23 protein-coding genes are annotated in these 21,925 nt (G+C 63.1%); 19 read left to right on the top strand and 4 right to left on the bottom strand.

Annotated elements, in window-relative coordinates:
- Positions 1 to 52: 52 nt before the first annotated feature.
- Together FQS62_RS06245 and mutS are read right to left on the bottom strand one after the other, a co-directional pair.
- Entirely contained in the window at positions 53 to 1,564 is a 1,512-nt protein-coding gene (locus tag FQS62_RS06245) for a catalase (RefSeq protein ID WP_199849327.1), read from the bottom strand.
- Between the two features lie 318 nt (positions 1,565 to 1,882).
- Positions 1,883 to 4,498, bottom strand: coding sequence for a DNA mismatch repair protein MutS (gene mutS / locus FQS62_RS06250; RefSeq protein ID WP_208043151.1), 2,616 nt, complete (start codon positions 4,496 to 4,498; stop codon positions 1,883 to 1,885).
- Positions 4,499 to 4,675: 177 nt separating this feature from the next.
- Here mutS and FQS62_RS06255 point away from each other — a divergent pair, with 177 nt between their 5' ends.
- The 13 genes from FQS62_RS06255 (at position 4,676) to FQS62_RS06315 (ending at position 15,203) form a co-directional block, all read left to right on the top strand.
- Positions 4,676 to 6,403, top strand: a complete 1,728-nt coding sequence (locus FQS62_RS06255) for a tyrosine-type recombinase/integrase (RefSeq protein WP_046272156.1) — start codon at positions 4,676 to 4,678, stop codon at positions 6,401 to 6,403.
- A 19-nt stretch (positions 6,404 to 6,422) separates the two neighbouring features.
- Positions 6,423 to 7,199: a helix-turn-helix transcriptional regulator gene (locus FQS62_RS06260; RefSeq protein WP_024956738.1), complete on the top strand. Its 777-nt coding sequence runs from the start codon at positions 6,423 to 6,425 to the stop codon at positions 7,197 to 7,199.
- On the top strand, positions 7,196 to 7,774 hold the full coding sequence (locus tag FQS62_RS06265; RefSeq protein ID WP_141098923.1) for a hypothetical protein: 579 nt from the start codon (positions 7,196 to 7,198) through the stop codon (positions 7,772 to 7,774). The genes FQS62_RS06260 and FQS62_RS06265 overlap by 4 nt, the downstream gene beginning before the upstream one ends.
- Positions 7,775 to 7,944: 170 nt before the next feature.
- The gene (locus tag FQS62_RS06270) at positions 7,945 to 8,178 is read left to right on the top strand and encodes a hypothetical protein (protein ID WP_024956736.1); all 234 of its coding nucleotides are present in this window, start codon (positions 7,945 to 7,947) and stop codon (positions 8,176 to 8,178) included.
- 235 nt (positions 8,179 to 8,413) lie between these two features.
- On the top strand, positions 8,414 to 9,073 hold the full coding sequence (locus FQS62_RS06275) for a DNA N-6-adenine-methyltransferase (RefSeq protein WP_076739342.1): 660 nt from the start codon (positions 8,414 to 8,416) through the stop codon (positions 9,071 to 9,073).
- 437 nt (positions 9,074 to 9,510) lie between these two features.
- Positions 9,511 to 9,693, top strand: coding sequence for a ribbon-helix-helix protein, CopG family (locus FQS62_RS06280; protein WP_046272152.1), 183 nt, complete (start codon positions 9,511 to 9,513; stop codon positions 9,691 to 9,693).
- A 53-nt stretch (positions 9,694 to 9,746) separates the two neighbouring features.
- On the top strand, positions 9,747 to 11,429 hold the full coding sequence (locus FQS62_RS06285) for a DNA primase family protein (protein WP_139338725.1): 1,683 nt from the start codon (positions 9,747 to 9,749) through the stop codon (positions 11,427 to 11,429).
- Between the two features lie 180 nt (positions 11,430 to 11,609).
- A complete protein-coding gene (locus FQS62_RS06290; protein WP_076739344.1) occupies positions 11,610 to 11,825 on the top strand; it encodes a hypothetical protein in 216 nt (71 codons plus the stop codon).
- Between the two features lie 68 nt (positions 11,826 to 11,893).
- Positions 11,894 to 12,922, top strand: coding sequence for an ArdC family protein (locus FQS62_RS06295; RefSeq protein WP_076739345.1), 1,029 nt, complete (start codon positions 11,894 to 11,896; stop codon positions 12,920 to 12,922).
- A gap of 67 nt (positions 12,923 to 12,989) precedes the next feature.
- Positions 12,990 to 13,553: an outer membrane lipoprotein gene (locus tag FQS62_RS06300; protein ID WP_076739346.1), complete on the top strand. Its 564-nt coding sequence runs from the start codon at positions 12,990 to 12,992 to the stop codon at positions 13,551 to 13,553.
- A 345-nt stretch (positions 13,554 to 13,898) separates the two neighbouring features.
- Positions 13,899 to 14,237 carry a hypothetical protein gene (locus FQS62_RS06305; RefSeq protein ID WP_208043153.1) on the top strand — a complete coding sequence of 113 codons (339 nt, stop codon included), beginning with the start codon at positions 13,899 to 13,901 and terminating at the stop codon, positions 14,235 to 14,237.
- Complete coding sequence (locus FQS62_RS06310) at positions 14,234 to 14,710, top strand: hypothetical protein (RefSeq protein ID WP_076739349.1); 477 nt, start codon at positions 14,234 to 14,236, stop codon at positions 14,708 to 14,710. The genes FQS62_RS06305 and FQS62_RS06310 overlap by 4 nt, the downstream gene beginning before the upstream one ends.
- Before the next feature lie 136 nt (positions 14,711 to 14,846).
- Entirely contained in the window at positions 14,847 to 15,203 is a 357-nt protein-coding gene (locus FQS62_RS06315; protein WP_046272143.1) for a PM1101 family membrane protein, read from the top strand.
- 199 nt (positions 15,204 to 15,402) lie between these two features.
- On the opposite strand, the gene FQS62_RS06320 is transcribed toward FQS62_RS06315, so the two are convergent.
- Positions 15,403 to 16,218 carry an AbiJ-NTD4 domain-containing protein gene (locus FQS62_RS06320; RefSeq protein WP_076739350.1) on the bottom strand — a complete coding sequence of 272 codons (816 nt, stop codon included), beginning with the start codon at positions 16,216 to 16,218 and terminating at the stop codon, positions 15,403 to 15,405.
- Between the two features lie 50 nt (positions 16,219 to 16,268).
- Positions 16,269 to 16,751, bottom strand: coding sequence for a GNAT family N-acetyltransferase (locus FQS62_RS06325; protein ID WP_076739361.1), 483 nt, complete (start codon positions 16,749 to 16,751; stop codon positions 16,269 to 16,271).
- Between the two features lie 330 nt (positions 16,752 to 17,081).
- Here FQS62_RS06325 and FQS62_RS06330 point away from each other — a divergent pair, with 330 nt between their 5' ends.
- The 6 genes from FQS62_RS06330 (at position 17,082) to FQS62_RS06355 (ending at position 21,854) form a co-directional block, all read left to right on the top strand.
- Positions 17,082 to 17,393 (top strand): hypothetical protein, encoded by a 312-nt coding sequence (locus FQS62_RS06330; protein ID WP_076739351.1) that lies wholly within the window; start codon positions 17,082 to 17,084, stop codon positions 17,391 to 17,393.
- A 2-nt stretch (positions 17,394 to 17,395) separates the two neighbouring features.
- A complete protein-coding gene (locus FQS62_RS06335; protein ID WP_076739352.1) occupies positions 17,396 to 17,896 on the top strand; it encodes a hypothetical protein in 501 nt (166 codons plus the stop codon).
- A gap of 470 nt (positions 17,897 to 18,366) precedes the next feature.
- Entirely contained in the window at positions 18,367 to 18,867 is a 501-nt protein-coding gene (locus tag FQS62_RS06340) for a Csu type fimbrial protein (RefSeq protein WP_076739353.1), read from the top strand.
- A 129-nt stretch (positions 18,868 to 18,996) separates the two neighbouring features.
- Positions 18,997 to 19,656: a fimbrial biogenesis chaperone gene (locus FQS62_RS06345; RefSeq protein WP_208043154.1), complete on the top strand. Its 660-nt coding sequence runs from the start codon at positions 18,997 to 18,999 to the stop codon at positions 19,654 to 19,656.
- Between the two features lie 3 nt (positions 19,657 to 19,659).
- Entirely contained in the window at positions 19,660 to 20,763 is a 1,104-nt protein-coding gene (locus FQS62_RS06350; protein WP_268924147.1) for a fimbria/pilus outer membrane usher protein, read from the top strand.
- On the top strand, positions 20,706 to 21,854 hold the full coding sequence (locus FQS62_RS06355) for a fimbria/pilus outer membrane usher protein (RefSeq protein ID WP_268924149.1): 1,149 nt from the start codon (positions 20,706 to 20,708) through the stop codon (positions 21,852 to 21,854). Before FQS62_RS06350 ends, FQS62_RS06355 begins: the two co-directional genes overlap by 58 nt.
- The last annotated feature ends 71 nt before the right edge of the window (positions 21,855 to 21,925 follow it).

A 21,925-nucleotide genomic window follows, 5' to 3' on the forward strand; every position in this document is an offset into this window, starting at 1 on the left:
CGGCGACGCCGCCTCACGGGGAGGCGGCGTCGCCGTACACGGGCCAGGGCGATCAGAGCTCGATGTCTTCGGCGCCCGGGGTCGCGGTGGGGAAGTCCGCTTCCGGCTGCGCCGGCTTGAACGGATCCGACGGCTGGCTGGCCAGGGCCTTCAGGGCCGCGGCAACGCCAGCGCCATAGGCCGGGTCGGCCTTGCTGCAGTTGTCGATGTGGCGCTGCTTGATGAAGTCCGGCGCATCGCCCAGGGCGCGGGCGGTGTTGGCGAACAGGCGATCCTTCTGTGCCTGGCTGTAGCTGCGGAACAGGGCACCGGGCTGGCTGAAGTAGTCGGCGTCGTCCTCGCGGAAGTTCCAGAAGTCGGCGTCACCGCGGATCTTCATCGGCGGCTCGCGGTACTGCGGCTGTTCCTGCCACTGGCCGTAGCTGTTCGGCTCGTAGTGCGGCAGACCACCGTAGTTGCCGTCCACGCGCATCGCACCGTCGCGGTGGTTGCTGTGCACCGGGCAGCGTGCGGCGTTCACCGGAATCTGGTGGTGGTTCACGCCCAGGCGGTAACGCTGCGCATCGGAATAGGCGAACAGGCGTGCCTGCAGCATCTTGTCTGGCGACGGGCCGATGCCCGGCACCAGGTTGCTTGGTGCGAACGCGGACTGCTCAACGTCCTGGTACCAGTTGACCGGGTTGCGGTTCAGTTCGAACTGGCCCACTTCGATCAGCGGGTAGTCGCTCTTCGGCCACACCTTGGTCAGGTCGAACGGATGGATGCGGTAGGTTTCCGCCTCCAGCTCCGGCATGACCTGGATGAACAGTTTCCACTTCGGGAAGTCGCCCTTCTCGATCGCGGCGAACAGGTCGCGGCCGTGGCTTTCGCGGTCATGGCCGACCAGGATCTGCGCCTGCGCGTCGGTCAGCGATTCGATGCCCTGCTGGCTGACGAAGTGGAACTTCACCCAGAAGCGTTCGCTGTCGGCGTTGGTGAAGCTGTAGGTGTGCGAGCCGAAGCCGTGCATGTGGCGGAAGCTGCGCGGAATGCCGCGGTCGCTCATAACCACGGTCACCTGCAGCAGGGCTTCGGGCAGCAGCGTCCAGAAGTCCCAGTTGTTGCGCGCGCTGCGCAGGTTGGTATGCGGGTCGCGCTTCACGGCCTTGTTGAGGTCGGCGAACTTGCGCGGGTCGCGCAGGAAGAACACCGGCGTGTTGTTGCCAACCAGGTCCCAGTTGCCTTCTTCGGTGTAGAACTTCAGCGCGAAGCCGCGGATGTCACGCTCGGCGTCGGCGGCGCCGCGCTCGCCGGCCACCGTGGTGAAGCGCGCGAACATCTCGGTCTGCTTGCCGACCTTCTCGAACAGCTTGGCGCGGGTGTACTTGCTGATGTCGTGGGTGACGGTGAACGTGCCGAACGCGCCCGAGCCCTTGGCGTGCATTCGGCGCTCGGGAATGATCTCGCGGTTGAGGTTGGCCAGCTTTTCCAGCAGCCACACGTCTTCCATCAGCAGCGGGCCGCGCGGGCCGGCGGTCTTGCTGTTCTGGTTGTCCACCACCGGCGCGCCGAAGGCCGTGGTCATCGGGGTGACCGGGTCATCGCCCTGCTTCTGCTTCGGCGTGGTGCTCAGCTCGCGCTGCTGCTGGGCGCCTTCCGCAGGCGACGGCGCGGTGTGATACGGGCATTTGGGGCTGTTGTTATCGGACTGGCTCATGGCTGGCTCCTGCGGGTAAAGACGGGGTGGAACATCTTCACTCGACTTTAGCTAGCGCCAGATGAAATGAATAATCGAATGATTCGTTCAGGTTGATAGATTCTGTCAATTGAAACGCAGAATCAGATTTGCGAAATCTTTCGATGGGCCTCCTGCGAGGCAGGAGGCCAAGCACGTGCGCTGCGGCTACAGCAGCGCTTTCAAGCGATACAACGCTTCCAGCGCCTGCTTCGGGGTCAGTTCGTCCGGATCGATGGCGGCCAGTGCTTCCTGTGCCTTGTTCGACGGCGCCGCGAACAGGCCGAACTGCTGCGGTGCATCCAATGCCTGTGGTGCCAGCTCGGCGGCATGGCTTTCACCACCGCGCTGTTCCAGCTCGGCCAGGCGACGGCGCGCCTGCGCGACGGTGGCGCGCGGCAGGCCGGCCAGTGCCGCCACCTGCAGGCCGAAGCTGCGGTTTGCCGGGCCATCCTTCACCGCGTGCATGAACACCAGCGCTTCGCCATGCTCGACCGCGTCCAGGTGCACGTTGGCGATGCCACTGCGGCCGCCCTCGTGCTGCTCGTCGGCCAGCGCGGTCAGCTCGAAGTAGTGGGTGGCGAACAGCGTGTAGCAGCGGTTCTGGTAGGCCAGGTGGCGCGCCACGGCATCGGCCAGGGCCAGCCCGTCGTAGGTGGAGGTGCCACGACCGATCTCATCCATCAGCACCAGCGAATGGGCGGTGGCGTGATGCAGGATGTAGCTGGTCTCGGCCATTTCAACCATGAAGGTCGATTGCCCGCGCGCCAGATCGTCACCGGCGCCGATGCGGGTCAGGATGCGGTCGATCGGGCCGATCAGCGCACGGCTGGCCGGCACGAAGCTGCCGATGTGGGCCAGCAGCACGATCAGCGCGTTCTGCCGCATGTAGGTCGATTTACCGCCCATGTTCGGGCCGGTGATGACCAGCATGCGACGGTCCGGATGCAGGTCCAGGTCGTTCGGTTCGAACGGCTGCTCGCGTACCGCCTCGACCACCGGGTGGCGGCCACGCTCGATCTTCAGGCACGGCTCGGCCTGCAGTTCCGGGCGCGCCCAGTCCAGCGCCTGTGCGCGCTCGGCGAAGGCCGCCAGCACGTCCAGTTCGCTCAGTGCAGCGGCACACTGCTTCAGCGGTTCCAGCTGCCCGCCAAGGGTATCCAGCAGCTGCTCGTACAGGTACTTCTCGCGCGACAGCGAACGGTCGCGCGCGGACAGTACCTTGTCCTCGAACGCCTTCAGTTCTTCGGTGATGTAGCGTTCGGCATTGGTCAGCGTCTGGCGGCGGGTGTAGTGCACCGGCGCGCGATCGGACTGGCCCTTGCTGATTTCGATGTAGTAGCCGTGCACGCGGTTGTAGCCCACCTTCAGGGTGGGAATGCCGCTGCTCTCGCGCTCGCGCAGTTCCAGGTCGACCAGGAACTGGTCGGCATGGGTGGACAGGCGGCGCAGTTCGTCCAGCTCTTCATCGAAGCCATCGGCCAGCACGCCGCCGTCGCTGAGCTTCAGCGGTGGCATTTCGGCGATGGCGCTGGCCAGCAGCTGCGCGCACTCATCGTGTTCGCCCAGCGCGGCATGCAGGGCCTGCAGGCGCGGCGAATCCAGCGGCGCCAGCACCTCGCGCACCGCCGGCAGCAGGCCCAGGCCATCGCGCAGGGTGGAGAAGTCGCGCGGGCGCGCCGAGCGCAGCGCCACGCGGGTGAGGATGCGTTCCAGGTCGCCGAGGCGGCGGAACTGCTCGCGGATGTCGGCGTCACTGCCGCGATCGATCAGGGTTTCCACCGCATGGTGGCGCTGTACCAGCACCTCGCGCAGGCGCAGCGGGCGGTGCAGCCAGCGCCGCAGCAGGCGGCCGCCCATCGGCGTCACCGTGCTGTCGAGCACGCCCAGCAGCGTGTTGCGGGTATCGCCGTCGACGCGTGTATCCAGTTCCAAGTGGCGGCGGGTGGCGGCGTTCATCGCGATCGCCTCGCCGGCGGTTTCCATCGCGATCGAAGTCAGGTGCGGCAGCCGCTGCTTCTGGGTTTCCTCGACATAGCCGAGCATGGCGCCAGCGGCTGCGGTGGCGCGCGGCTTGTCATCGATGCCGAAGCCGCTCAGGTCATGCAGCTTGAAGAAGTTCAGCAGCTGACGGCGGCCGCTGTCGGCGTCGAACAGCCACGGTGCGCGGCGACGTACGCCGGTACGCTGGCGCAGGAACTCCGGCCAGTTCTCTTCGTCGGGTACCAACAGCTCGGCCGGCTCCAGGCGGGCCAGCTCGGCTTCCAGCGCGTCGTCGGTCTCCACTTCGTTGACCAGGAAGCGGCCACCGGCCAGGTCGGCCCAGGCCAGGCCGTAGCCCTGCTTGCTGCGCGACAGCGCCATCAGCAGGGTGTCGCGGCGTTCGTCCAGCAGTGCCTCGTCGGTGACCGTGCCGGGGGTGACGATGCGCACCACCTTGCGTTCGACCAGGCCCTTGGCCAGCGCCGGGTCGCCGATCTGCTCGCAGATCGCCACCGATTCGCCCAACGCCACCAGCCGTGCCAGGTAGCCTTCGTAGGCATGCACCGGCACGCCGGCCATCGGAATCGGTGCACCGCCGGAGCTGCCACGCTGGGTCAGGGTGATGTCGAGCAGGCGCGCGGCCTTGCGCGCGTCGTCGTAGAACAGCTCGTAGAAATCGCCCATGCGGAAGAACAGCAGCAGGTCCGGATAATCGGACTTGGCTGCGAAGAACTGCTTCATGAGTGGCGTATGCTCTGACGAGACCGTTGATTTTTTGGATTGTTCTTTTTTATCAGTCATTTAGAGCGTATTCGCACGAGACGGAAGTGGTGGTGAGTAGGTGCTAGTGGAAGGGTTTGGAGGCTATTGTAGTAGCCAAAGGTAGCCAAATCCCTGCAGGGGCCGATTCATGCCAGAATTTGGCTACCCGGCACCGGGCAGCGTGCCGCGACATTCACCCAAAGGACAGTGGTCGCCATGGCATTCCGACTGAAGCTCACCCCTGAACAGCTGAGACAGCTTCGCAGCACCCTGCGCCCGAAGCTAGACAAGAGCGGTGCGGTCGTCACCAACGCCAAGGGGTATGCGGTGCTCGAGCCCAACCCCGACGGCAAGCAATGGCGGTTCCTCGATGGATCCCCAGGCGCGCCCATTGGGTTTGGGGTGTTCGTGGGCAAGCTCAAATCCACTTATGAAGTTCAGCGCAAGATCGGTGGCAAGGTCATGCGAATCAGCGTGGGGGACACCAGCGAACTGGCCCTCAAGGACGCCCACGACCTGGCCGGGGTGAAGGTGGCCGGGGCCAAGAAGGAGGGGCAGCACCCCAAGGCACTGGCGGAGAAGGAACTGTCGATCCAAGCCACCAAGGCGCTGACCGTTAACCAAGCGATCCAGCTCTACCACGACATGCTGGCCCGCCGGACCCGTCCGGCGACCGCGGGCACCCTCAAGACGTTGACCAATTCCATGGCCCGTTTGGAGCGGCCGGAGGTGGGCATCGGCCACACCCCGATCATGGAACTGGACGAAGACAAGGTCAGCAAAGCCTTCGAGGCCACCCGCCTGTCGGCCGCCTTGCATTCCAACCGGTTGTCCCAGGCCATCAAGGACGTCATGGCGCGGACCGGGCGGGTGGAGCTCACCGACGAAGAGCTGGCCAGGGTGGGCGTTGACAGTGAGGCCATGCGCACCCGCATCCGGGCGGCGGGGGTGTCGGCGGCCGAACAGACCTTCTCCACCGCGTTTCGGGCGATCAACTACGCGGTGGACAAAGAGGCCCGCGCTGCCAAGAAGGCCGAGCGCAAGGCGGTGCTGTTCGGAAACGACTTTGGCGTGCTGTGGGAGGAGGGGCGGATGCGCGACGCCGCGGGCCTTCACGTCTACTACGAGAAGGCCCGCGTCCGAAACCCGCTCGGGAGCGAAGACAACACGCTGGGTCGGGCCATCGACTACCTGTGGAGCCGGCGAGAAGCCCAGCGGGGGCAGAACGAAAGCGGGGTTTACTACCTGCTCACCACCTTGTTCCTGGGCGCGCGGCGCAACGAGACGGCGAAGCTGGCGTGGTTCGACCGGCTCACCCCGGTCGAACGGGAAACCCAGTCCTGGGTGTGGCTGGATGAGATGGACCCCAAGGCCCGGCGAGAGGGGCGCGTGTCGGTGAACCCGCTCACCAAGAAACCTGGCCCGCAGGTTTATTTTGCAAAAACGAAGAACAAGCGCGACCACAGCATGCCGTTGGGCCCGTTCTCGCTCCAGCTCATCAAGCGTCGGTTTGATCAACGCCTGCCGGTCGACGAACCTCGGGGGCGGTGGGTGTATCCGGCGCGCAGCTCGCGGGCGGCAGAAGGGCACTACAAAGACAGCAAGGCCATCATGAAAGGCTTGGGGGAAAAGCTGTCGGTGGAATTTGGGCCCACCCCGCACGACCTGCGGCGGACCTTGGGGCGCTATGCAACGCGCGTTGGGATCTCCAACCGCATCACCAGCCGGCTGTTCAATCACCTTCCGCAAAAGAAGGACGGCGAGGACGAGGGTTCCAAGTCCTCGGTGCGCTACCAGGAACCGGAATGGTTTGAACTCCAGGATGCACTGCAGCGGGTGGAGCAGTTGATGGCGTCGAGTTCGCCCGCGTTCTACAACATGCTCAAACCGGTGGACTGGCCGCTGCTCCCTCCGCGCAACGACACGGCTACTCCGCAACAATAGCCACCGATAGAATGGGGCCATGGATGGCTCTTTCCCCTTACAACGTGATCCCGATCTCGCCTCGCCGGTCACCGACGCCAATAAATGGCGCCAGGAGATTGCCGAGGCCAAACAAGGGTTGCGAGCCAAGATCAGCACCAAAGCGGCTGCGCACTACGTCGGCGTGCACCACACAACCTTGAGGGAGTGGGTGCGCGAAGGCCAAGGGCCCCAGCCCATGCAGAACCCGGCAAAGGCCGGCACGATGGCTCGAAACCAGCACCTGGGTTTCAGCTTGGACGCGCTGGACGCGTTCTTGGCCAGCCGCAGCGGTGAACCCATCACGCGCGGCAAACGCACCGACGCGGACGACGTGGTCCGCAAAGCCGAACGCATCGAAGCCTTGATCGCGCTGAAAGAGGCTGAGGACCGGTTGGCCAAGGCCCGGGCCCGGGCGCGGCGGTTGGGCGTGGTGGCTTACGCCTCGCTGGCCGACGTGCTGGAGATCCAGCCTTGGGTCACCCTGGGTGGGCGCATCGCAGGCCACGCATGGGCGGTGGACGACACCACGTTCAACGCCGCCGATGAGGACCAGTGGGAAGGAACCTTGGAAGAAGCGTTGGCCCAGCCTTGGACAAGCACGGAGGCACGTGAGGTTTACCAGAACGCCTTCGTGGCCGTGCTCACCAGCACACAGCACCTGATCAATGCGGCACGGTCGCGGCAGCTTGCCAGTGATCTGGAAGAACGGTGGGACAGTGCCACCCACGAGGCAAAGCCAGTGCGGCCGTTCGATAAAGGAAGTGGAAGGCTGTGAGCCCGCGTGATCCAGACATTCTGGGAGGGCGTCCTGGCCGGCCATCGAAGGATCCCAAGCCCCTGGCGTTGACAGCGGCTGAAGAGGACGAGTTTTCCAAAGCAAGGTCAGGCAAGCTGGAATGGGTCGGCCCTGGGGTGGCCGCCTACGTGTTGGGCATTTCAAAAGACGCGCTGAAGAAGCGCCGGCAACGAAACGAAGGGCTGGTCCCGGAGCACAAGCCGGTCAGGAGCAATCGCCAAGGGGCGCAATACCGGTGGTCATCGGTGGTGCGTTGCGCCGGTGCCGAACGCATTCAATCCGACGTCCTGGCGCAACGCCTCGACGACGTCGTGGCCGCGCTGAAGAAACTTGGCCTTGAAGGCCTGGAAAAGGACCTTCCCTGGGCTTACAACCGCGCCGATCGCCTGGTGGGGTTTACTTCCCTTCACCCACAACTGCCCGCGCGTGCGCTCACGGTGCTTGAAGCCTTGGATGCCCCGTGGGTGAGCAGCGAAGCACGTCAGCCCTTCCACGACTGGGCCATGGGCGTGCTCCATTCCGCGGCCGAACGCGCCGCGAAAGCCGCCGATTGATCCTTGTTCCCGCTTTTTATCGGGAAACATCCAAGCGAAGCGCACCAATGCACTGTGGCCGTTGTCGGGACAATTGTCCCGATAAAACGGCGTTTTCGCGTGGATGGCCTACAGGGTTAGAACTGCAATCTCGTGTCCGTTCCGATTGGGAACGATATGCGAATACAGCAATGAAGAAATTCACTTTCGAGGTGGTCAAGGCTGCAGAAGTCTTGATGATTGGCGAGATCAGTGTCGAGTCCGAAGACGAAGCTGGTGCGAAGGATCTCGTTCTTGAGTCGGATTGGGAAAATAAGGTGTTTTGGGACTTCGGACCCGGCATGCATTTCGTGGGTGATCTTGATGAAGACGACCTCGAACTGCTGCGCATGGAAGAGATGGTGGATGGGGAGGGGGTCGCATGAGCGCGACGGCCAACACTCGTCCGCAGAAGCTTCAGCAATCTGGCCATGGCTCAAAAAAGCGTTTGAGCCCTGCACGCGTGATGTGCATCGACGCGAGGAGGCGCGCGTGAGCACGTCGCAATAGCAGACCACGGGGCATCCCTCTTCTCGGGGCCGTTCGAGCCCAACTCCCAAAACCCAATCCTTCGACGCGGCCATCCGGCCGTGTTGGCGGAGCTTTGCCTGGAGATTTCTCATGCAACCCAAAACCAATGTTGTGCCGTTCAAGACTGCCAACCGCCCCAACCGCCTCGCAGCGGCTAAACCCACCCGGCTCACCTCCGTTTGCTACAAGGCAAGCGACAAGGCCCACACGAGCGTCGATTGGTATACCCCGCATGCCATCGTCAGGGCGCTGGGGGGAAGGCGCGGCTTTGACCTCGATCCTTGCACGCCCGAAGACCCGTCGCGGCTGCCGGCGCCCACGGCCCGCCGAATGATCCCGCCGAGCCAGGACGGCTTGGCAACGCCGTGGCCCATGCAGGCATTCGTGTGGATGAACCCGCCTTACGGAAAAGGGATGGAGAAGTGGCTGAGCAAGCTGGCCAACCACCCCGGCGGCGGTATGGCTCTCGTGCCGGTCAACATGGAGACGGGATGGATGCACGACTGCGTGCTTTCCCACCCCAACGCGACGGCGATTCTGTTCACCCGCGGGCGGCTGAAGTTTGTGCGTCCCGACGGGACCACCGGCACGGCAGCGCCGTCGGGATCGGTGGTGGTCGCTTACGGCAGGCGCGCAGCCGGTCACCTTCAGCAAGCGCAAGCAAGTGGTGTGCTGCGCGGGAAGTTCTTTGCCATCGAGCGGGTAGTGCAGGTGGCCAGTGCGAACCAGGGGAGTGCGAACGAAGAATGATCTTCTCGGGGACGGAACAAGCACCCGTTACACCCGTCACAGGTGCTTGTTACGGAAGTTTGTCCAATGGATTCAATGGCTTTGCAGGGGCCAAGGCGCGTGTAACGGGTGTAACGGGTGGGTAGGTATTACTTGCAGCTGCATCAGAGATTTTGGCTTCAATGGCCAATCACTTTTTCAGATCAATGGATCTACTTGTTACACCTGTTACACCCATGACAAACCTTGTCTGGTCAGGGTTCCAGCCGTAACAAGGGGTGTAACAAGCACCTGTTACACCTTGGCTGAAAAGCGTGAATTGCCTCTCGTTTATGAAAAAAATGCTGTTGAGGCAACAGATATTGGTTTTAGTCAAGAAGTCGATCTGGACAAGTTCGTGAGCTCTGTTTGGATGGGGTTGTGGCCACAACGGGACCACATCACCTAGGAAACGAGCAATGACGAACTCCCCCACATCGAAGAAGGCGACGCAACCGCGAGACGAAATGCTGAAGGCGCGGGTGAGTCGAGCGTTCAAGCGGCGGCTTCAAGCGGCGGCTGATGCCCAGGGCAAAACTTCATCGGAAGCCATGCGTCAAGCACTGGTGGAATGGATGAGTCGCGTCCAGCAGGCCGCGTAATCAACAAAAAACCCCGGCGCCAACCGGGGTTCAAAAAAACGGAAAACACACACATGAACGATACAACACCAACTTCGGGTGTCAATGGGCGCCCCAACAATGTCCTTTCCTTCCGTGGGAATGCGGCCCCCAAAGCAGCTTTCGGAGCGCCAGCGCCCAAGGCAACCTTGAGCGATCAAGCATTCGAGGCCGATTTTGCCGATCACCTGAAGGCAACCGAGGAGTATGCGATCGGCGGAAAGCTTCCGGATGGGGATGACGATTGCAGCTTCTTCCGTTGGCTTCCTGAGCAAGGCTATTGGGATCGGTGCTCCGAGAAGGACATGGCCGCCAAGGCGCTTTCCTGGCTGCGATTGGAGCGCAAGGAGAAGGCGAACGCAGGTCATGCAACCAGCTGCATCAACACGGCGGTGCTTGAGCTGATGGGAGATCGGAAATGCTGGTTGCCCAAGAAGTCCGATCGCAGGGCCATCGTTCCCCTCAAGGGTGGCTACCTTGAGATCGTCAAGCCTGACGAACCGCGTTGTGCTCCCGCGGCGGCGGATGGAGAAGAAGTCATTGACCAGGACGTTTTCTCTCCGACGTATGGACAGAGTTTGGGCCTGCGGCAAGGGCTCCTGTTTCAAACCGACGAGGCGCCGTCTAGGACGCGAATTCGGGTGCTGGCGGCCACCAAGGAGCATGGAATCACTTACCAGGTCCCTGCCAAGCTGCGGCTGGAACAGGTTGACGGCGATGGCTATTACACTCCCAAGCCGCTGGACACCAACTCGAAGTTCGGTCAATACCTGGATCTCTTTCAGCCCGACCTGGAGGTGCGTGCACTCCTTCAGGAGGCGGTGGCCAGCTCGTTGATGTCGATCTGCTTTGAGAAGGCCTTCTTCCTGGTTGGGTCGGGCAGCAATGGCAAATCCACGTTCCTCCACATCCTGCGCGCCCTTCACCCCCGCAATGTGTCGCTGCGTCTGGAGAAGTTGGACGGAACCTTCGCTATGGCCCCGTTGGTGGGCAAGAGCGCCTACATTGTCACGGAGACGCCAAAGGTCCTTGCCGCATCCATCCAGGAAGTCCTGAAAGCGCTCATTTCCCGTGACCCGATCCAAGTCGAGGCCAAGCGCAAAGACGCATACACCACGCTCCCAATCGGCACCCTATTCGCCAGCGTCAACGCCTGGTTCACGGTTTCCGGACATGAGCACGGGTTCTGGCGAAAGGTCCTGGCCATCCCCTTCAATGTTCGGATGGGTGAGAAGACCCATGAGGACGCGAAGGGTGGAAATGGAAAGAAGCGTGAGCCTGACTTCCACCTTCAGATCACCGAAAGCGAGGAGGAGATGGCCCAGATGCTGGACTGGGTGCTGGAAGGCGCGCTGCGCCTTATGGAGCGTGGCGGGTTTTCCGAGAAGCTACCCGACGCCGTGCTCGCGCTGGCCGAGCAGAATCGAATGGAATCGGACACGACCATGGCCTACATGGCGGACCGAGACGCCTCCTACGACAGTGGTGTTTGCACCGACAAGACGGCCATCTACGCGGACTACCGCCAATACGTGTTGGAAGAGCTGGGCAAGAAGCCCGTCAACGCGGAGGACTTCTGGAAGCGCGTTCGCGAGAAGTTCCCCGAGGCCGGCATCTACCAGATCTCCCATGGGGGCAAGAAGCCTCGCGTGGCCGAGATTCGAATTGCGGGGATCAAACCACTGCGGGACATGGCAGATATGGAAACGCCTGTTTGAGCCAGTTCCACAACAACCGTTTGCGGTTCGCTGGCTTGCAGAGAGGCTGGGACCCAATGCCGTCAACCGCGGGAGGAAGCAGTGGTCCAATCTCAAATCCAGGCCCTAGAGGCCCCCCTGTCATCAGGTGCAATCGTGGCGGGGGCTTGCCAAATCCCAATGCTGTCGCATGCTGGGGCCATGACCCCTTCGGAAGCCTTCGTGGATGACAGCATAAACCGCCAAGACGCCCTGGCGGCCTCCACCCGTTTCACCGTGCAACGAACCCCGGATGGCGTCCGTGTGCAGCTCCAGGAGGGCGACGGAGACCCCGGCACAGGTTTGACCATCGATCGGGCCTTGGCGTTGCTGGAGAACCTGTTGGAGCAGGGACGCGTCGTCACCATTCACGATTGAAGTTTCCAGCCTAGCCCCCTTGGCGTTGCCGACAGGCGCCTTTCCTTGCCTTCCAGGAGAGCCTGTCCGTGTCCGATGCAACCCCCAACGAAAGCTTCCTTCAGCGCCACTCCCGCGACGTCGTCGAACGCCTGATCCGCCAAATGGAGGAGGGCACCGGTCCCTTCCTCAAACCATGGGACGCCCGCGTGGACCTCGGGTTGCCGATGAACGCCACGACGGGCAAGAGCTACCGGGGCGGAAACCTTCTCCACCTGTGGGCCCTGCAGAGCGCCTGGGACACCCAGGACAACCGGTGGATGACTTACAAGCAAGCCGCGGCCGTGGGCGCTCAGGTGCGAAAAGGTGAGAAGGCCAGCGTGATTGAGTATTGGGATTGGTCGCCGGTGGAGGAGGCCAAGAAGAGCGGGGATCCCGATCTCATCGCCAAGGCCCACCCCAAGGTCTTCTTCCCCCGGGTGTTCAACGCGATGCAGATCGATGGGTTGCCGGCACTGGTCCTGCCACCCCCGCGTCGAGAGCCCGATATCCATCAGGCCTGCGAAGCGGTGCTCAAGGGCAGCGGGGCCGAGATCCACCACGACGGGGGCAACCAGGCGTTCTACCGTCCGATGAACGACAGCATCCATTTGCCCCATCGCAACACCTTTCACTCGGCCAGTGGCTACTACGCCACCGCGCTGCACGAGCTGGGCCACTGGACCGGCTTTCCCACCCGCCTCCACCGCGATCAGAAGGGGGCCTTTGGGAGCATCGACTACGCCAAGGAAGAACTGGTCGCGGAGGTGTCGTCCATGCTGATGGGCGAACGCCTGGGCATTGGCCACGATCCAACCCAGCACGCGGCTTACGTGAAGTCCTGGATCCAAATCCTCCGGGACGATCCCCGGGAACTCTTCCGTGCCGCCGCGGCGGCCGAGCGGGTGGTGGAGTTCCTGAAGGTGCCCGAGTTGGTTCGGGAGCCGCTCCCGAAGGTTGAGCAGGAGCGACAGTCAGTGGCGACCAATTTGCAGGAGCTTGAAAAAACCAACGGCACGAAGGCCCGCACGAAAGCGCGTGAGAAGACCAGAAAGATGAGCCACGTTATGGTGGCCTGAACCCTCTTGCGCATTTCCAGAATCGGTCTATGCATAGGTGAACCTACTCACGAAATGGAGGTGCACCTTGAAACCCATCGTCCTGGCCCTTGCATTGGCGTTGTCTGCTCCAGCTGCCTTTGCCGCCGATTCCACCTCCGCTCGCCGTTACGGTTCGTCCGAAGCCTTGTTCGTCCAGGACGCCCGACTGGGCGAGGTCCTGATGGTTCGCACGGTTCAACTGAAGTCCGACCAGCGGCTCAACGCTGGTTCTGCCATTGGGGCGGCCGTTGGTTATGGGGCTGCTAACCAAGTCAAGAACCGGGACTACCGCAATGCTGCCCGCGTGGCCGGTGGCGTCATCGGTGCGGTTGCTGGAACCGCCGTCCAGAAGGGCCTGAGCGGCCGGCGCGCGGTGGAGATCTACGTGCGCGACCTGAGCGACAGGCGCCAGCGCGTCATCGCGGTAGTCCAAGACGCGGACGTGGACGTCCGCCAAGGCGATCGGGTGTTTCTGGTAGGGAAGGGAAGCAAGACCCGGGTTGTGCCGATTGCGCGGATGGATGTTTCGCCGTGGGGAGGTGGTGAGAACGCATCGTCATGCAACGAGCGCGCCTGCGGTGCCATTGGTTTGGCGGATGAGATGCGCTGATGAAATGGATTTCCTTGTTCGCTGGCTGGTGGTTGGGCGCATGAAGCGGCCATCCGTTGCCCACCGCCGCTCTGAGGTCGCCCGGATGTTCCGAGAGGGACACCGCCGGGCCGTCATCGCCCAAGCCCTGGGCGTTCCATCGCCCGTGGTGAGCGCCGACCTCGCTCACCTGGGGTTGCGTCAAAAGCCCCGGCGCCCACTGGCTGACCAACACGCCCTGGTGGTGCGCCTCCTGGAGCAGGGGAGCAACGGCCCTGCAATTGCCAAGCGCCTCGGCGTGACCCGACAGGCAGTCCACGGTTACCTGCAGGCCCATGGCCTGCTCCCAACCCAGAGGAGGATCCCATGACCGTTTTTCTGGTGGTCGTGCTGTTTGAGCTCGCCATGTTTGCGATCACCTTCGGAATCGCGTGGCTGTGCGCCTCCAAAGCCCGCAGCGCACGCAGGGGCTGGGAGGCGTTCCAAGCCGGCCGACAGGACGCCCCATCCGCGGCTGCGTTGTTGTGGCGCCTGGCCCTGTTCTACGCGTGCTTGGCGTTGCTGGCCTACCAACTTCAGCACGTGGTGACCGGGGTCTGGTTGGATCCTTCCAACCCATACCTGCCATCCTCGCTGGCGCTTGTCGTCTATTCGATGACGTGTGGGCTGCTTCAGGGCAGCGGGCTGGCCCGGAGGCGAGCATGAGGACCAGTCACGGGCGGTTCCGCCCAGACGCCGTCGACGCCCGCCCTCGCCACGATGGGCTTTTTCAGGGCGAAGGCACGGGCGAGGAAGCTCATCAAGAGCGTGATTCGTTGCTTCAAGCGCTTTACACCGAATCGCTCCATGCCCGCGGGGACGTGGACGCGGTTGATCGCTTGCTCGATGCCCACCGGGAGGCGCTTGGGGAGCCCGAGCAAGTCGCCTATGCGCGTGAGCAAGACGAACGCCATGATCGGGCATTGCCCTTGCCCAACATCGGTCGGCCGTTGAGGCCGTCCCTGGAGCGCTACCTGGACGAACACCGGTCATGGAACCCACCAACCGCCAAAGAGGTCGCCATCGCACTTTCCAGGGCCCCCGCCATGGTGCGCGAAGGGAAGGTGTGGCGTGCGTCAGACGACGTTGTGGAGGCTCTGGTGGAGGCGCCCAAAGACGTCCCGCGGCAGCGGATGTGATGAGCGCGCCGCGTCTCAACTAGAGAGACAGTCCAGTGCGATCATTGCTGCCCAGGCGACATCGTTGCCGTGATTCAGCCCTCGGCTATCCTATCGAGGGTATCCATCAGTGGTTTTGCTAACAACAGGGGGCGATATGGAAAGTGTGATCGTAAGGACACGGGATGAGCTGGAAGTGGCCAAGAACGCAAAGGCCCACGAGATTGTCGCTGTGGGAAAGTTGGCTGACGACCTCAAGAAGACGCGCAAGTTTGCAACACTCGGGGCTGTGGGCGTTGCGGCAATCGCCGCTGCCGTTGGCTTGGCTCCGGTTACCGGAGGGCTCAGCACGCTGGGGCTGGCGGCGGTAGCCACAGTCACCGGGCTGGAAATAGCGGCAATTATCACCGCAGCCAGTTTGGGCATCGCGTTGATCTTGGCGATTCACAAGGATTACGACGTGGACTTTAGTTCCAAGGGGGAGGCGAAATTTCGGCGAAAGGAGGGGAGGTGATGGTCGCCTTCGTGCCGGGCGCTCCCTATCTCTTTGCCTGCAGGAAATGCAATCACCATTTCCAGCGGGAGATCAACTTGGGCCTCTTCTGTCCGGCATGCAAGTCGCTGTCCGTGAAGCCTCGTTTGGTCTGTAAGTAGTGCCCGGTGGCCGCCAAGCTCATGGCGGCCACTCAGGCCATGTTGCACGGGGCGCGCAATTACCTGCTCGGGGAATGCTTGCGGCCCAGGTAGCGACACAGCACGCCTGACAGTCCAACGATAAGTTCCGCCTCTTCCAACGTCGGATCGCCGCCTTCTTTAAGGTGGCGGCCATTGTTGGAAGCAAAGCCATAAATCATTTCCGTTGCGTCTCCGAGTGGCGCTGGAAACAGGTTGGGGTTTCTTCCGAGCAATTTCCCCAAGGTGTCTTTCGATCCAGTGACGTCCCGCGACAAGCATTCCAAGGCAGCCATCCCGTGTTGAATGGCGCCGGTGAGCTCGGGGTTGGGGCGACGAGACAGATCGCGCAATGCCTCGTGGAGTTCATTGGCCGTCGTGTTCTTCCCTGCGCTGCGCAACTCGTTGGTGCCCTTCCTTATAGCAACTTCAAACGCCTCTGAGCCGCGAAACTCAATGCGGTTGCCCAACAGCTGCCAACCGATTCCGTTCTTCCGAAAGACCTTGTTGATTCCGTCCGAGAAGACGTCCGAAGGTGCTTTGGGCTGCCCATAGGCAGGTGGGCGACCTTGAAGGGACGCTGCTATGCTTTCGATGACGTCATACACCTCAAACCATTCGCACTCTTCCAGGTGATGCTGCACCTCCGCGATCACGTTGGGTTCGCTCCAGTTGCCCCGGGTGTCTGGTGCCACGCCAAGCGCACCGCAGACTTCCTTGCGCAGGGTTTCGTATCCAATCCCCGCTTTGCCAGCGATGGCAACAACGGCTCCGCGCAACACCTCGGGCGCATCTTCACGAATGGTGATGTCTGCATCGGGCGAGCTGTAGTTGTGGCGTTCTGAGAACGTGCTCATGTGCGTTCCTTGCTGTATGTAGGGTCCAAAGTAGGCGCGGCCGTCGCCGTCTACTTGCCGGTTGGGAACAGTTTTGCGTAGCGAAGAGCGGGCTCGTCCGAATGGTTATCCACGATTGGCTCAGGTTCGCCGCCCAGAACCTCTTGGGCCACGTTCTGCGAAGCGGGGTTGTTCACGCTCACCACCGCTTCGATGTAGAAGGGCGGATGCCCGCGAAAGCCGTTTTGGAGCTCTGCAATGCCCGCCGCAAGGATGGCTTTGGCGCGCCCCTGGTTTTGATAACGCTCGGGAACCGCGTAGCCAACCGCTAGGTTTGCATGGCCTTCAAAGGTTCCATTGGGAACGAAATTGGCAAAAGCCGTGACGGTCTTCCCGTCCATCTGAACGTAAGTGAATCGCGGCTTGCCTTGGAGGTGATCCACGTGCAGGTAGACCGTTGGATCGATGCGGCCCCGCTCCAGCCGAAGGCCGCCCGCAGCCAGGGCTTCTTGGAAAGAGATTAGGGCTTGATTGGGATCGGCCATGTTGGACATAGGGGCCTTCGTGAGAGGACAGGTCGTCCCATCGTCGCTGTTCCGACCGAAGCTCTCAAGTTCCCGATGGCTGGCCCACTTGGGAGCAAAGGCCAGTGCCGGAAGCCGCCGCCGGTCGCTGCGCGCCGGCATATGAAGAAGCATCCGCATGGATGGAAAGCACAAACGCCTTCGGCGCGAAAAACGATGAGGTGGAAAACTGCGGCCTTCGCTTCGCACTTTTTGTGTCTAGTCAAATTATTGTCCACTCGTGGTGTGGACAAAATGCCGTGGCGATCTACCTTGAATCTATAGGTAGGCAATACCGCCGACCAAGCCAAGAGGTGTCACATGAGCACAGCCGTCACAACCAACGAAGCCGCGATGACCGAGTTGGGGTTGAACCCCGGTTTGATTGAAGATTATGCAGCGGTCTCCTTGGAGCCCGTGAGCTTTGAAGAAGAGGACCGCCTGGGCTGGGCGACCACTTGGAGTGCGGTTCATGCCGTCGAGCTCCACAACGGCGGGAAGGTCTACGTTAACGGCCGATCCTTCCACGTCACCCAAGCCAAGCCCGGCTACAAGCATTTGCTCAGGTGCTGGCGAGAGGAGCAGGGTCGGCGCGCAGAACTGGCTTACTGGAAAGCGCGGGGAGGGCACTGACCTTGGCTCCTTTTCTCACCCAGGCCAAAGATGCGCCGGTTGTGATGGGTGACTCGATCCCCCGGATGAACGGACATTGGGGGGAGGGAGAGCTCGGAAAGAGTGAGAGGGCAACCGTGCTTCACGGCATCCATTTCATCAGTCCCTCGGTGGGTGGCCCGCTATTCAACACGGTGTGGCTTCCCACGCTGGCCGACTTGCGGGTGCTGCTCGCTGACGCCGACCTCTGCAAGGCAGCCGAAACAGAGGTGAGCGCGTTCATTGACACGTTCGTGGACCCGTTGCCCCCTGAGCTCGACGAGGTCATTCACCAGCCATCGATAAAACAGATTTCCAGCTTGCCGGATGATTGCGGGATCGGCGTGGGCGTTTTTGTGACCGACGCTTTTGCGTTCGTCCTTCAGCGCATGATTCAGGAGGCAATGGCTCAGCACCGTGCGCGTGAGTTGGATGGGGCATGGCAACAGTCAGCCACCGCAGGTGGCAAACGTCCCAGGCTCTGACCGCTGGCTCAATGGGCCTTACCTGGCCCACTTTAGCCCATCCGGATCTACCCAGCCCAGTTCGGGGGCAGTCCACCCGAACCCGTATCCGGCGAGGTCCGCTGGTCAATCAAGAGGAGACAAGCCATGAAAAATTGTCACAACGTTCAACAAAAGGATGGGGAGTTTTCAGCCGGTCATTCTTGGATACGCTCCTTTATGAGGCCCTTTCGTATTGGGTCTGGAGTCGACTGGGAAGCCGCTACTAAAGAGGCGGTAGCGAAAGTCGTTAAGACCGACGAGTGGAGGGCATTCCTAGATGAGCGAGGCGCGTCAGATAAAAGTCCTTCTATCACCGAAGACTAACGAGACAAAGGCGGCCAGGTAGCAAGGGGCCCCCTTGCGCGTTTTTAGATTCGAGGTATCGGTAAGGGGATGGCCCATTAAGGGCTACTCATCCCCACTCAATCCCTCTCAAGGAAACGATACCCATGACACGCAAGACCTTCTTTCGCGCCCTGCTGCCCATCGCCCTGGCCTCGCTGGCGGTGCCCGCCTTCGCCGCCGACACCACCGCAGACCTGACGATTCAGGGCACCCTGACCAACACCTGCAACCTGTCCGTTTCTCCGGTCACGGACATGGATTGGTCGGGCACTTCTGACAACTCCACCCGAACCTCTGCGTTGAGCATCGTGTGCAACCAGGGAACCACTTACTCCATTTCCCCAGGACAGGGACAGAACTTCGGAGCGTTGGCGGGTTACGAGACCTACCGCGCCGTGAGCAACGGTTCGGGTGCCTTCATTCCGTATGGGTTGTTCAAGGACATTCCCGGCACCCAGGCATGGGGCGATGATGCCGATGCGTTCGCGGGCACGGGTAACGGTGCTGTGCAAACCCACGAATTCGCGTTGAAGTTCTTCGCCCTCAAGCAGGCCGTGGGTGGCAACTACACCGATACGGTCACCGTCACCGCCACTTACAACTGATCCCCATCGGTTGTCCCGAAGCCCCCGGTTCGCGCTGGGGGCTTTTTGTTGTCGAAAAGATGAGTAGGTATGGGTTGACGTAATAGCATTCCGATCTAGCTTGAAAGGAGACCCCCCAAAGGAGATCCCATGACCCATTCCCAACGCTCCCTGGCCGCGGTCGCTGCGTCCTTGCTGTCCTTTTCGGCGTCCGCCGGTTCCATCTCCGTCGGCCCCACCACCCTGATGGCCGATACCTCGGCCAAGCACGTCGCCGTGACGCTGCACAACAGCGGCGACGCGTCGGTGCGTTACCAGGTGAAAGCCGTGGGGTGGGATCAGGCCACAGGGCAGAACGTGTTTTCACCCACCACGGAGATCGTGGGGGCGCCCACCTTCGTGGACGTGCCACCCCAATCCAAGCGCACCGCCCGATTGATGCGGGTGGGCGCACTGGGCGAGCGGCGCTACTACCGCGTGCTGCTGATGCAGCTCAAAGACCCCAACGCCCAGGGCGTCCAGTTGCTGGTCAACCAGGACTTGCCCGTGGCCTTTGAAGCCGCCAACGCGCCCGTCCCCAAGGTGACCGTCCAAGCGGTGCCCAATGGATACCGCTTGACGAATCACGGCCAGACCGCCGCCCGCGTTTCGTCCATCGGCCCGGCCGGTGGCAAGCCGTGGCGCGAGGGTGCATTGGGCTGGACGCTGCCGGGGGCTTCGATGACCTACGAGACCCAACCCGGCCAGCGCGCTGAAAACCTTTCAATCACCGTCAACGGCCAGCCCGTCACCGTCCCTGTGGGGCGGTGATCCATGCGTGGCCGGGCCCTGGCCTTGGTGTTGCTGGCTGCATCGTCGGCCAGCGCAGCGGTGCCCGACGGCGTGGCGCCCGCGTTCCTGGTGCCGGTCATCGGCGGCAAGGCCAAGGCGGAACCGCTCACGTTCTGGCAGCAAGGCGGTCAGTGGTTCGCCGAGCCGGCCACGTGGCGCGAGGTCGGGCTCCAACTTCCCCCGGGTCAAACGGAGCCGATGAGCGCCCAAGCGTTGGGTGTGGGCTTTGTTGTGGACGAGGCCACCGCGACGGTCGCCCTGGATCTGCCGGCCGATCGGCTCAAGGCCCAACGCGTGGCCCGTGATCGCAGCGAGCGCGGACCCATCGCGCCGCCCGCTCCTGGGGTGCTGGTGAACTACAGCGTGGCCGGCATGGTGTCCGAGCAACAGCAGGCGTTCTCGCTGGGCCACGAGGTCCGCAAGGCGGGGCGTTGGGGCGTGATCAGCACCAGCGGGCAGGTCAACACCGACACGGCCGGCACCGGCTACGTTCGCGGCGTGACGCGCTGGCAGAAAGATGATCCCAACCGCTTGGTGACCTACCAAGCCGGCGATGTGTTCGCTGGTCCGTCCTCCTCGCCGGTCAACCTGGGCGGGGTGCGCGTGGCCAAGGACCCGCGGGCGTTGGACCCGTTGACGCCCACGTATCCGGTCCCGATGCTCGGCGGCGTGGCGCTCGATCCGGCCACGGTCGAGGTCTTGGCCAACCGCGCCCGCGTGCTGCAAGGCCGGGTGGGGAAAGGGCCGTTCACCGCCGATGGCAGCGCCTTGGGCACCGGAGCACAGCAAACCCAAGTGGTCGTGCGAGACCCTTACGGCCGCGAAACGGTGGTGAGCGATCAGCGCTTCTACGTCGCCCCCACGTTGCTCCGCAAAGGGCTCACCACTTGGGAGGTCGCGGCGGCCGGGTGCGGCAAGGGGAGAGCGATTACGGGACGTTGGGCGCGACCGGGTCGGTGGCTTGGGGCCTCAACGACCGGTGGACCCTGCGCGGCACCGCCCAAACCTCAACGGACGGGAAGGCCAACGTGGCGTTGGGGGCCACGACGGTGCTCGGCACCTATGGCACGCTGGACATGGAACTAGGCACCTCCACGCGAGGCGGCCAACGGCAGGCCGTGGCCTACGACTACCGCGGCCCGAGGTTTGGCGTGCGCCTGGAGCACGAGCGCCAGCAGGACTATTGGCGCCTGCGCGCCCCCGGTGCGGTGGAGGTGGAGCAGCGCACCCGGGGTTCGGTGTTCTGGCGGCCCACGCCCCAGTGGTCCCTTCGGGCCAGCTATTCGGACGTGCGCACGCCACGCTTTCGCACCGCTTACGCCGACGCCGGGCTGACCTGGCGTGGCAACGGGCACACCGTGGCCGTCTCCGCCTTGCGCGATCTGGAGCGCAAGGAAACCCGGGTGGAGGTGGGCTACAGCTACGATTTCGGCCGGGGCAAGGGCGTGAGCGTTAGGGCCCGGCAAGCCCCGGATGCCACGGCCTGGGCCGTCCAAGGACGCGCCCGCCCCACGGTCTTTGGAACCCCGGTGGGCTTGTCCTTGTCGGTAGACGAGGGAGCGGCTGGCCAGACGGCCCGGGCCAACGCCAACTGGACCACCCGGGCAGGGTGGGCTCAGATCAACGCCGAGCACGGGCCCAGCGGCACCTGGACTTCCGGTTCGATGGCCGGTGCCGTTCACCTGGACCGCCAGGGCGTGACGTTCCTGGGTCCGGCCGAATCCTTCGCCGTGGTGGACGTGCCCGGCCAAGCCGGGGTGCCGGTGAGGGTGGGCGGCCGATTGGTGGGGAAGACCAACGCCCAGGGCCGCCTGGTGGTGGGCGAGGTGACACCAATGGTGCCCACCGAGGTCCGCGTAGACGATCGGGCGCTGCCACTGGGCACCCAGTTGGCCGAGATCGAGCAAACCGCCACCGCTGGCCGCCAAGCCGGCATGCACCTCACCTTCCCGGTCCTGACCGAGACCGCACGCACCTTCCGCCTCACGGGCCCGGCCATCGAAGCGGGCACGGTGGCTAAGACGGCGACCGAGACCACCCAGGTGGGCTATGACGGGGTGCTCTACCTGGAGCAGCCGCGCCCCGGCCAGACGGTGGACGTGGAAGGGGTCTGCAAGGCCCAGCTGCCTGCGGACCTTGGGGCTGCGCAAACGGTGGCCGAGGTGGCTTGCCGCTGATGGGGAGAATCTTTGGAAACAGAGGCTTGCTATGTCGCAGGTGCTGCGAAAGTGGCCCTCTACCATGGGGC

Source organism: Stenotrophomonas sp. SBJS02 (genome assembly GCF_020428325.2).
GTDB lineage: Bacteria > Pseudomonadota > Gammaproteobacteria > Xanthomonadales > Xanthomonadaceae > Stenotrophomonas > Stenotrophomonas africana.

Bases quoted from the DNA above. Each gene is read 5' to 3' on its own strand.
- FQS62_RS06305 (WP_208043153.1), top strand. From the start codon at position 13,899: ATGACCGTTTTTCTGGTGGTCGTGCTGTTTGAGCTCGCCATGTTTGCG.
- FQS62_RS06325 (WP_076739361.1), bottom strand. From the start codon at position 16,751: ATGTCCAACATGGCCGATCCCAATCAAGCCCTAATCTCTTTCCAAGAA.
- FQS62_RS06245 (WP_199849327.1), bottom strand. From the start codon at position 1,564: ATGACCACGGCCTTCGGCGCGCCGGTGGTGGACAACCAGAACAGCAAG.
- FQS62_RS06330 (WP_076739351.1), top strand. From the start codon at position 17,082: ATGAGCACAGCCGTCACAACCAACGAAGCCGCGATGACCGAGTTGGGG.
- FQS62_RS06255 (WP_046272156.1), top strand. From the start codon at position 4,676: ATGGCATTCCGACTGAAGCTCACCCCTGAACAGCTGAGACAGCTTCGC.
- FQS62_RS06345 (WP_208043154.1), top strand. From the start codon at position 18,997: ATGACCCATTCCCAACGCTCCCTGGCCGCGGTCGCTGCGTCCTTGCTG.
- FQS62_RS06310 (WP_076739349.1), top strand. From the start codon at position 14,234: ATGAGGACCAGTCACGGGCGGTTCCGCCCAGACGCCGTCGACGCCCGC.
- FQS62_RS06285 (WP_139338725.1), top strand. From the start codon at position 9,747: ATGAACGATACAACACCAACTTCGGGTGTCAATGGGCGCCCCAACAAT.
- FQS62_RS06320 (WP_076739350.1), bottom strand. From the start codon at position 16,218: ATGAGCACGTTCTCAGAACGCCACAACTACAGCTCGCCCGATGCAGAC.
- mutS (WP_208043151.1), bottom strand. From the start codon at position 4,498: ATGACTGATAAAAAAGAACAATCCAAAAAATCAACGGTCTCGTCAGAG.
- FQS62_RS06275 (WP_076739342.1), top strand. From the start codon at position 8,414: ATGCAACCCAAAACCAATGTTGTGCCGTTCAAGACTGCCAACCGCCCC.
- FQS62_RS06315 (WP_046272143.1), top strand. From the start codon at position 14,847: ATGGAAAGTGTGATCGTAAGGACACGGGATGAGCTGGAAGTGGCCAAG.
- FQS62_RS06260 (WP_024956738.1), top strand. From the start codon at position 6,423: ATGGATGGCTCTTTCCCCTTACAACGTGATCCCGATCTCGCCTCGCCG.
- FQS62_RS06280 (WP_046272152.1), top strand. From the start codon at position 9,511: ATGACGAACTCCCCCACATCGAAGAAGGCGACGCAACCGCGAGACGAA.
- FQS62_RS06290 (WP_076739344.1), top strand. From the start codon at position 11,610: ATGACCCCTTCGGAAGCCTTCGTGGATGACAGCATAAACCGCCAAGAC.
- FQS62_RS06350 (WP_268924147.1), top strand. From the start codon at position 19,660: ATGCGTGGCCGGGCCCTGGCCTTGGTGTTGCTGGCTGCATCGTCGGCC.
- FQS62_RS06340 (WP_076739353.1), top strand. From the start codon at position 18,367: ATGACACGCAAGACCTTCTTTCGCGCCCTGCTGCCCATCGCCCTGGCC.
- FQS62_RS06270 (WP_024956736.1), top strand. From the start codon at position 7,945: ATGAAGAAATTCACTTTCGAGGTGGTCAAGGCTGCAGAAGTCTTGATG.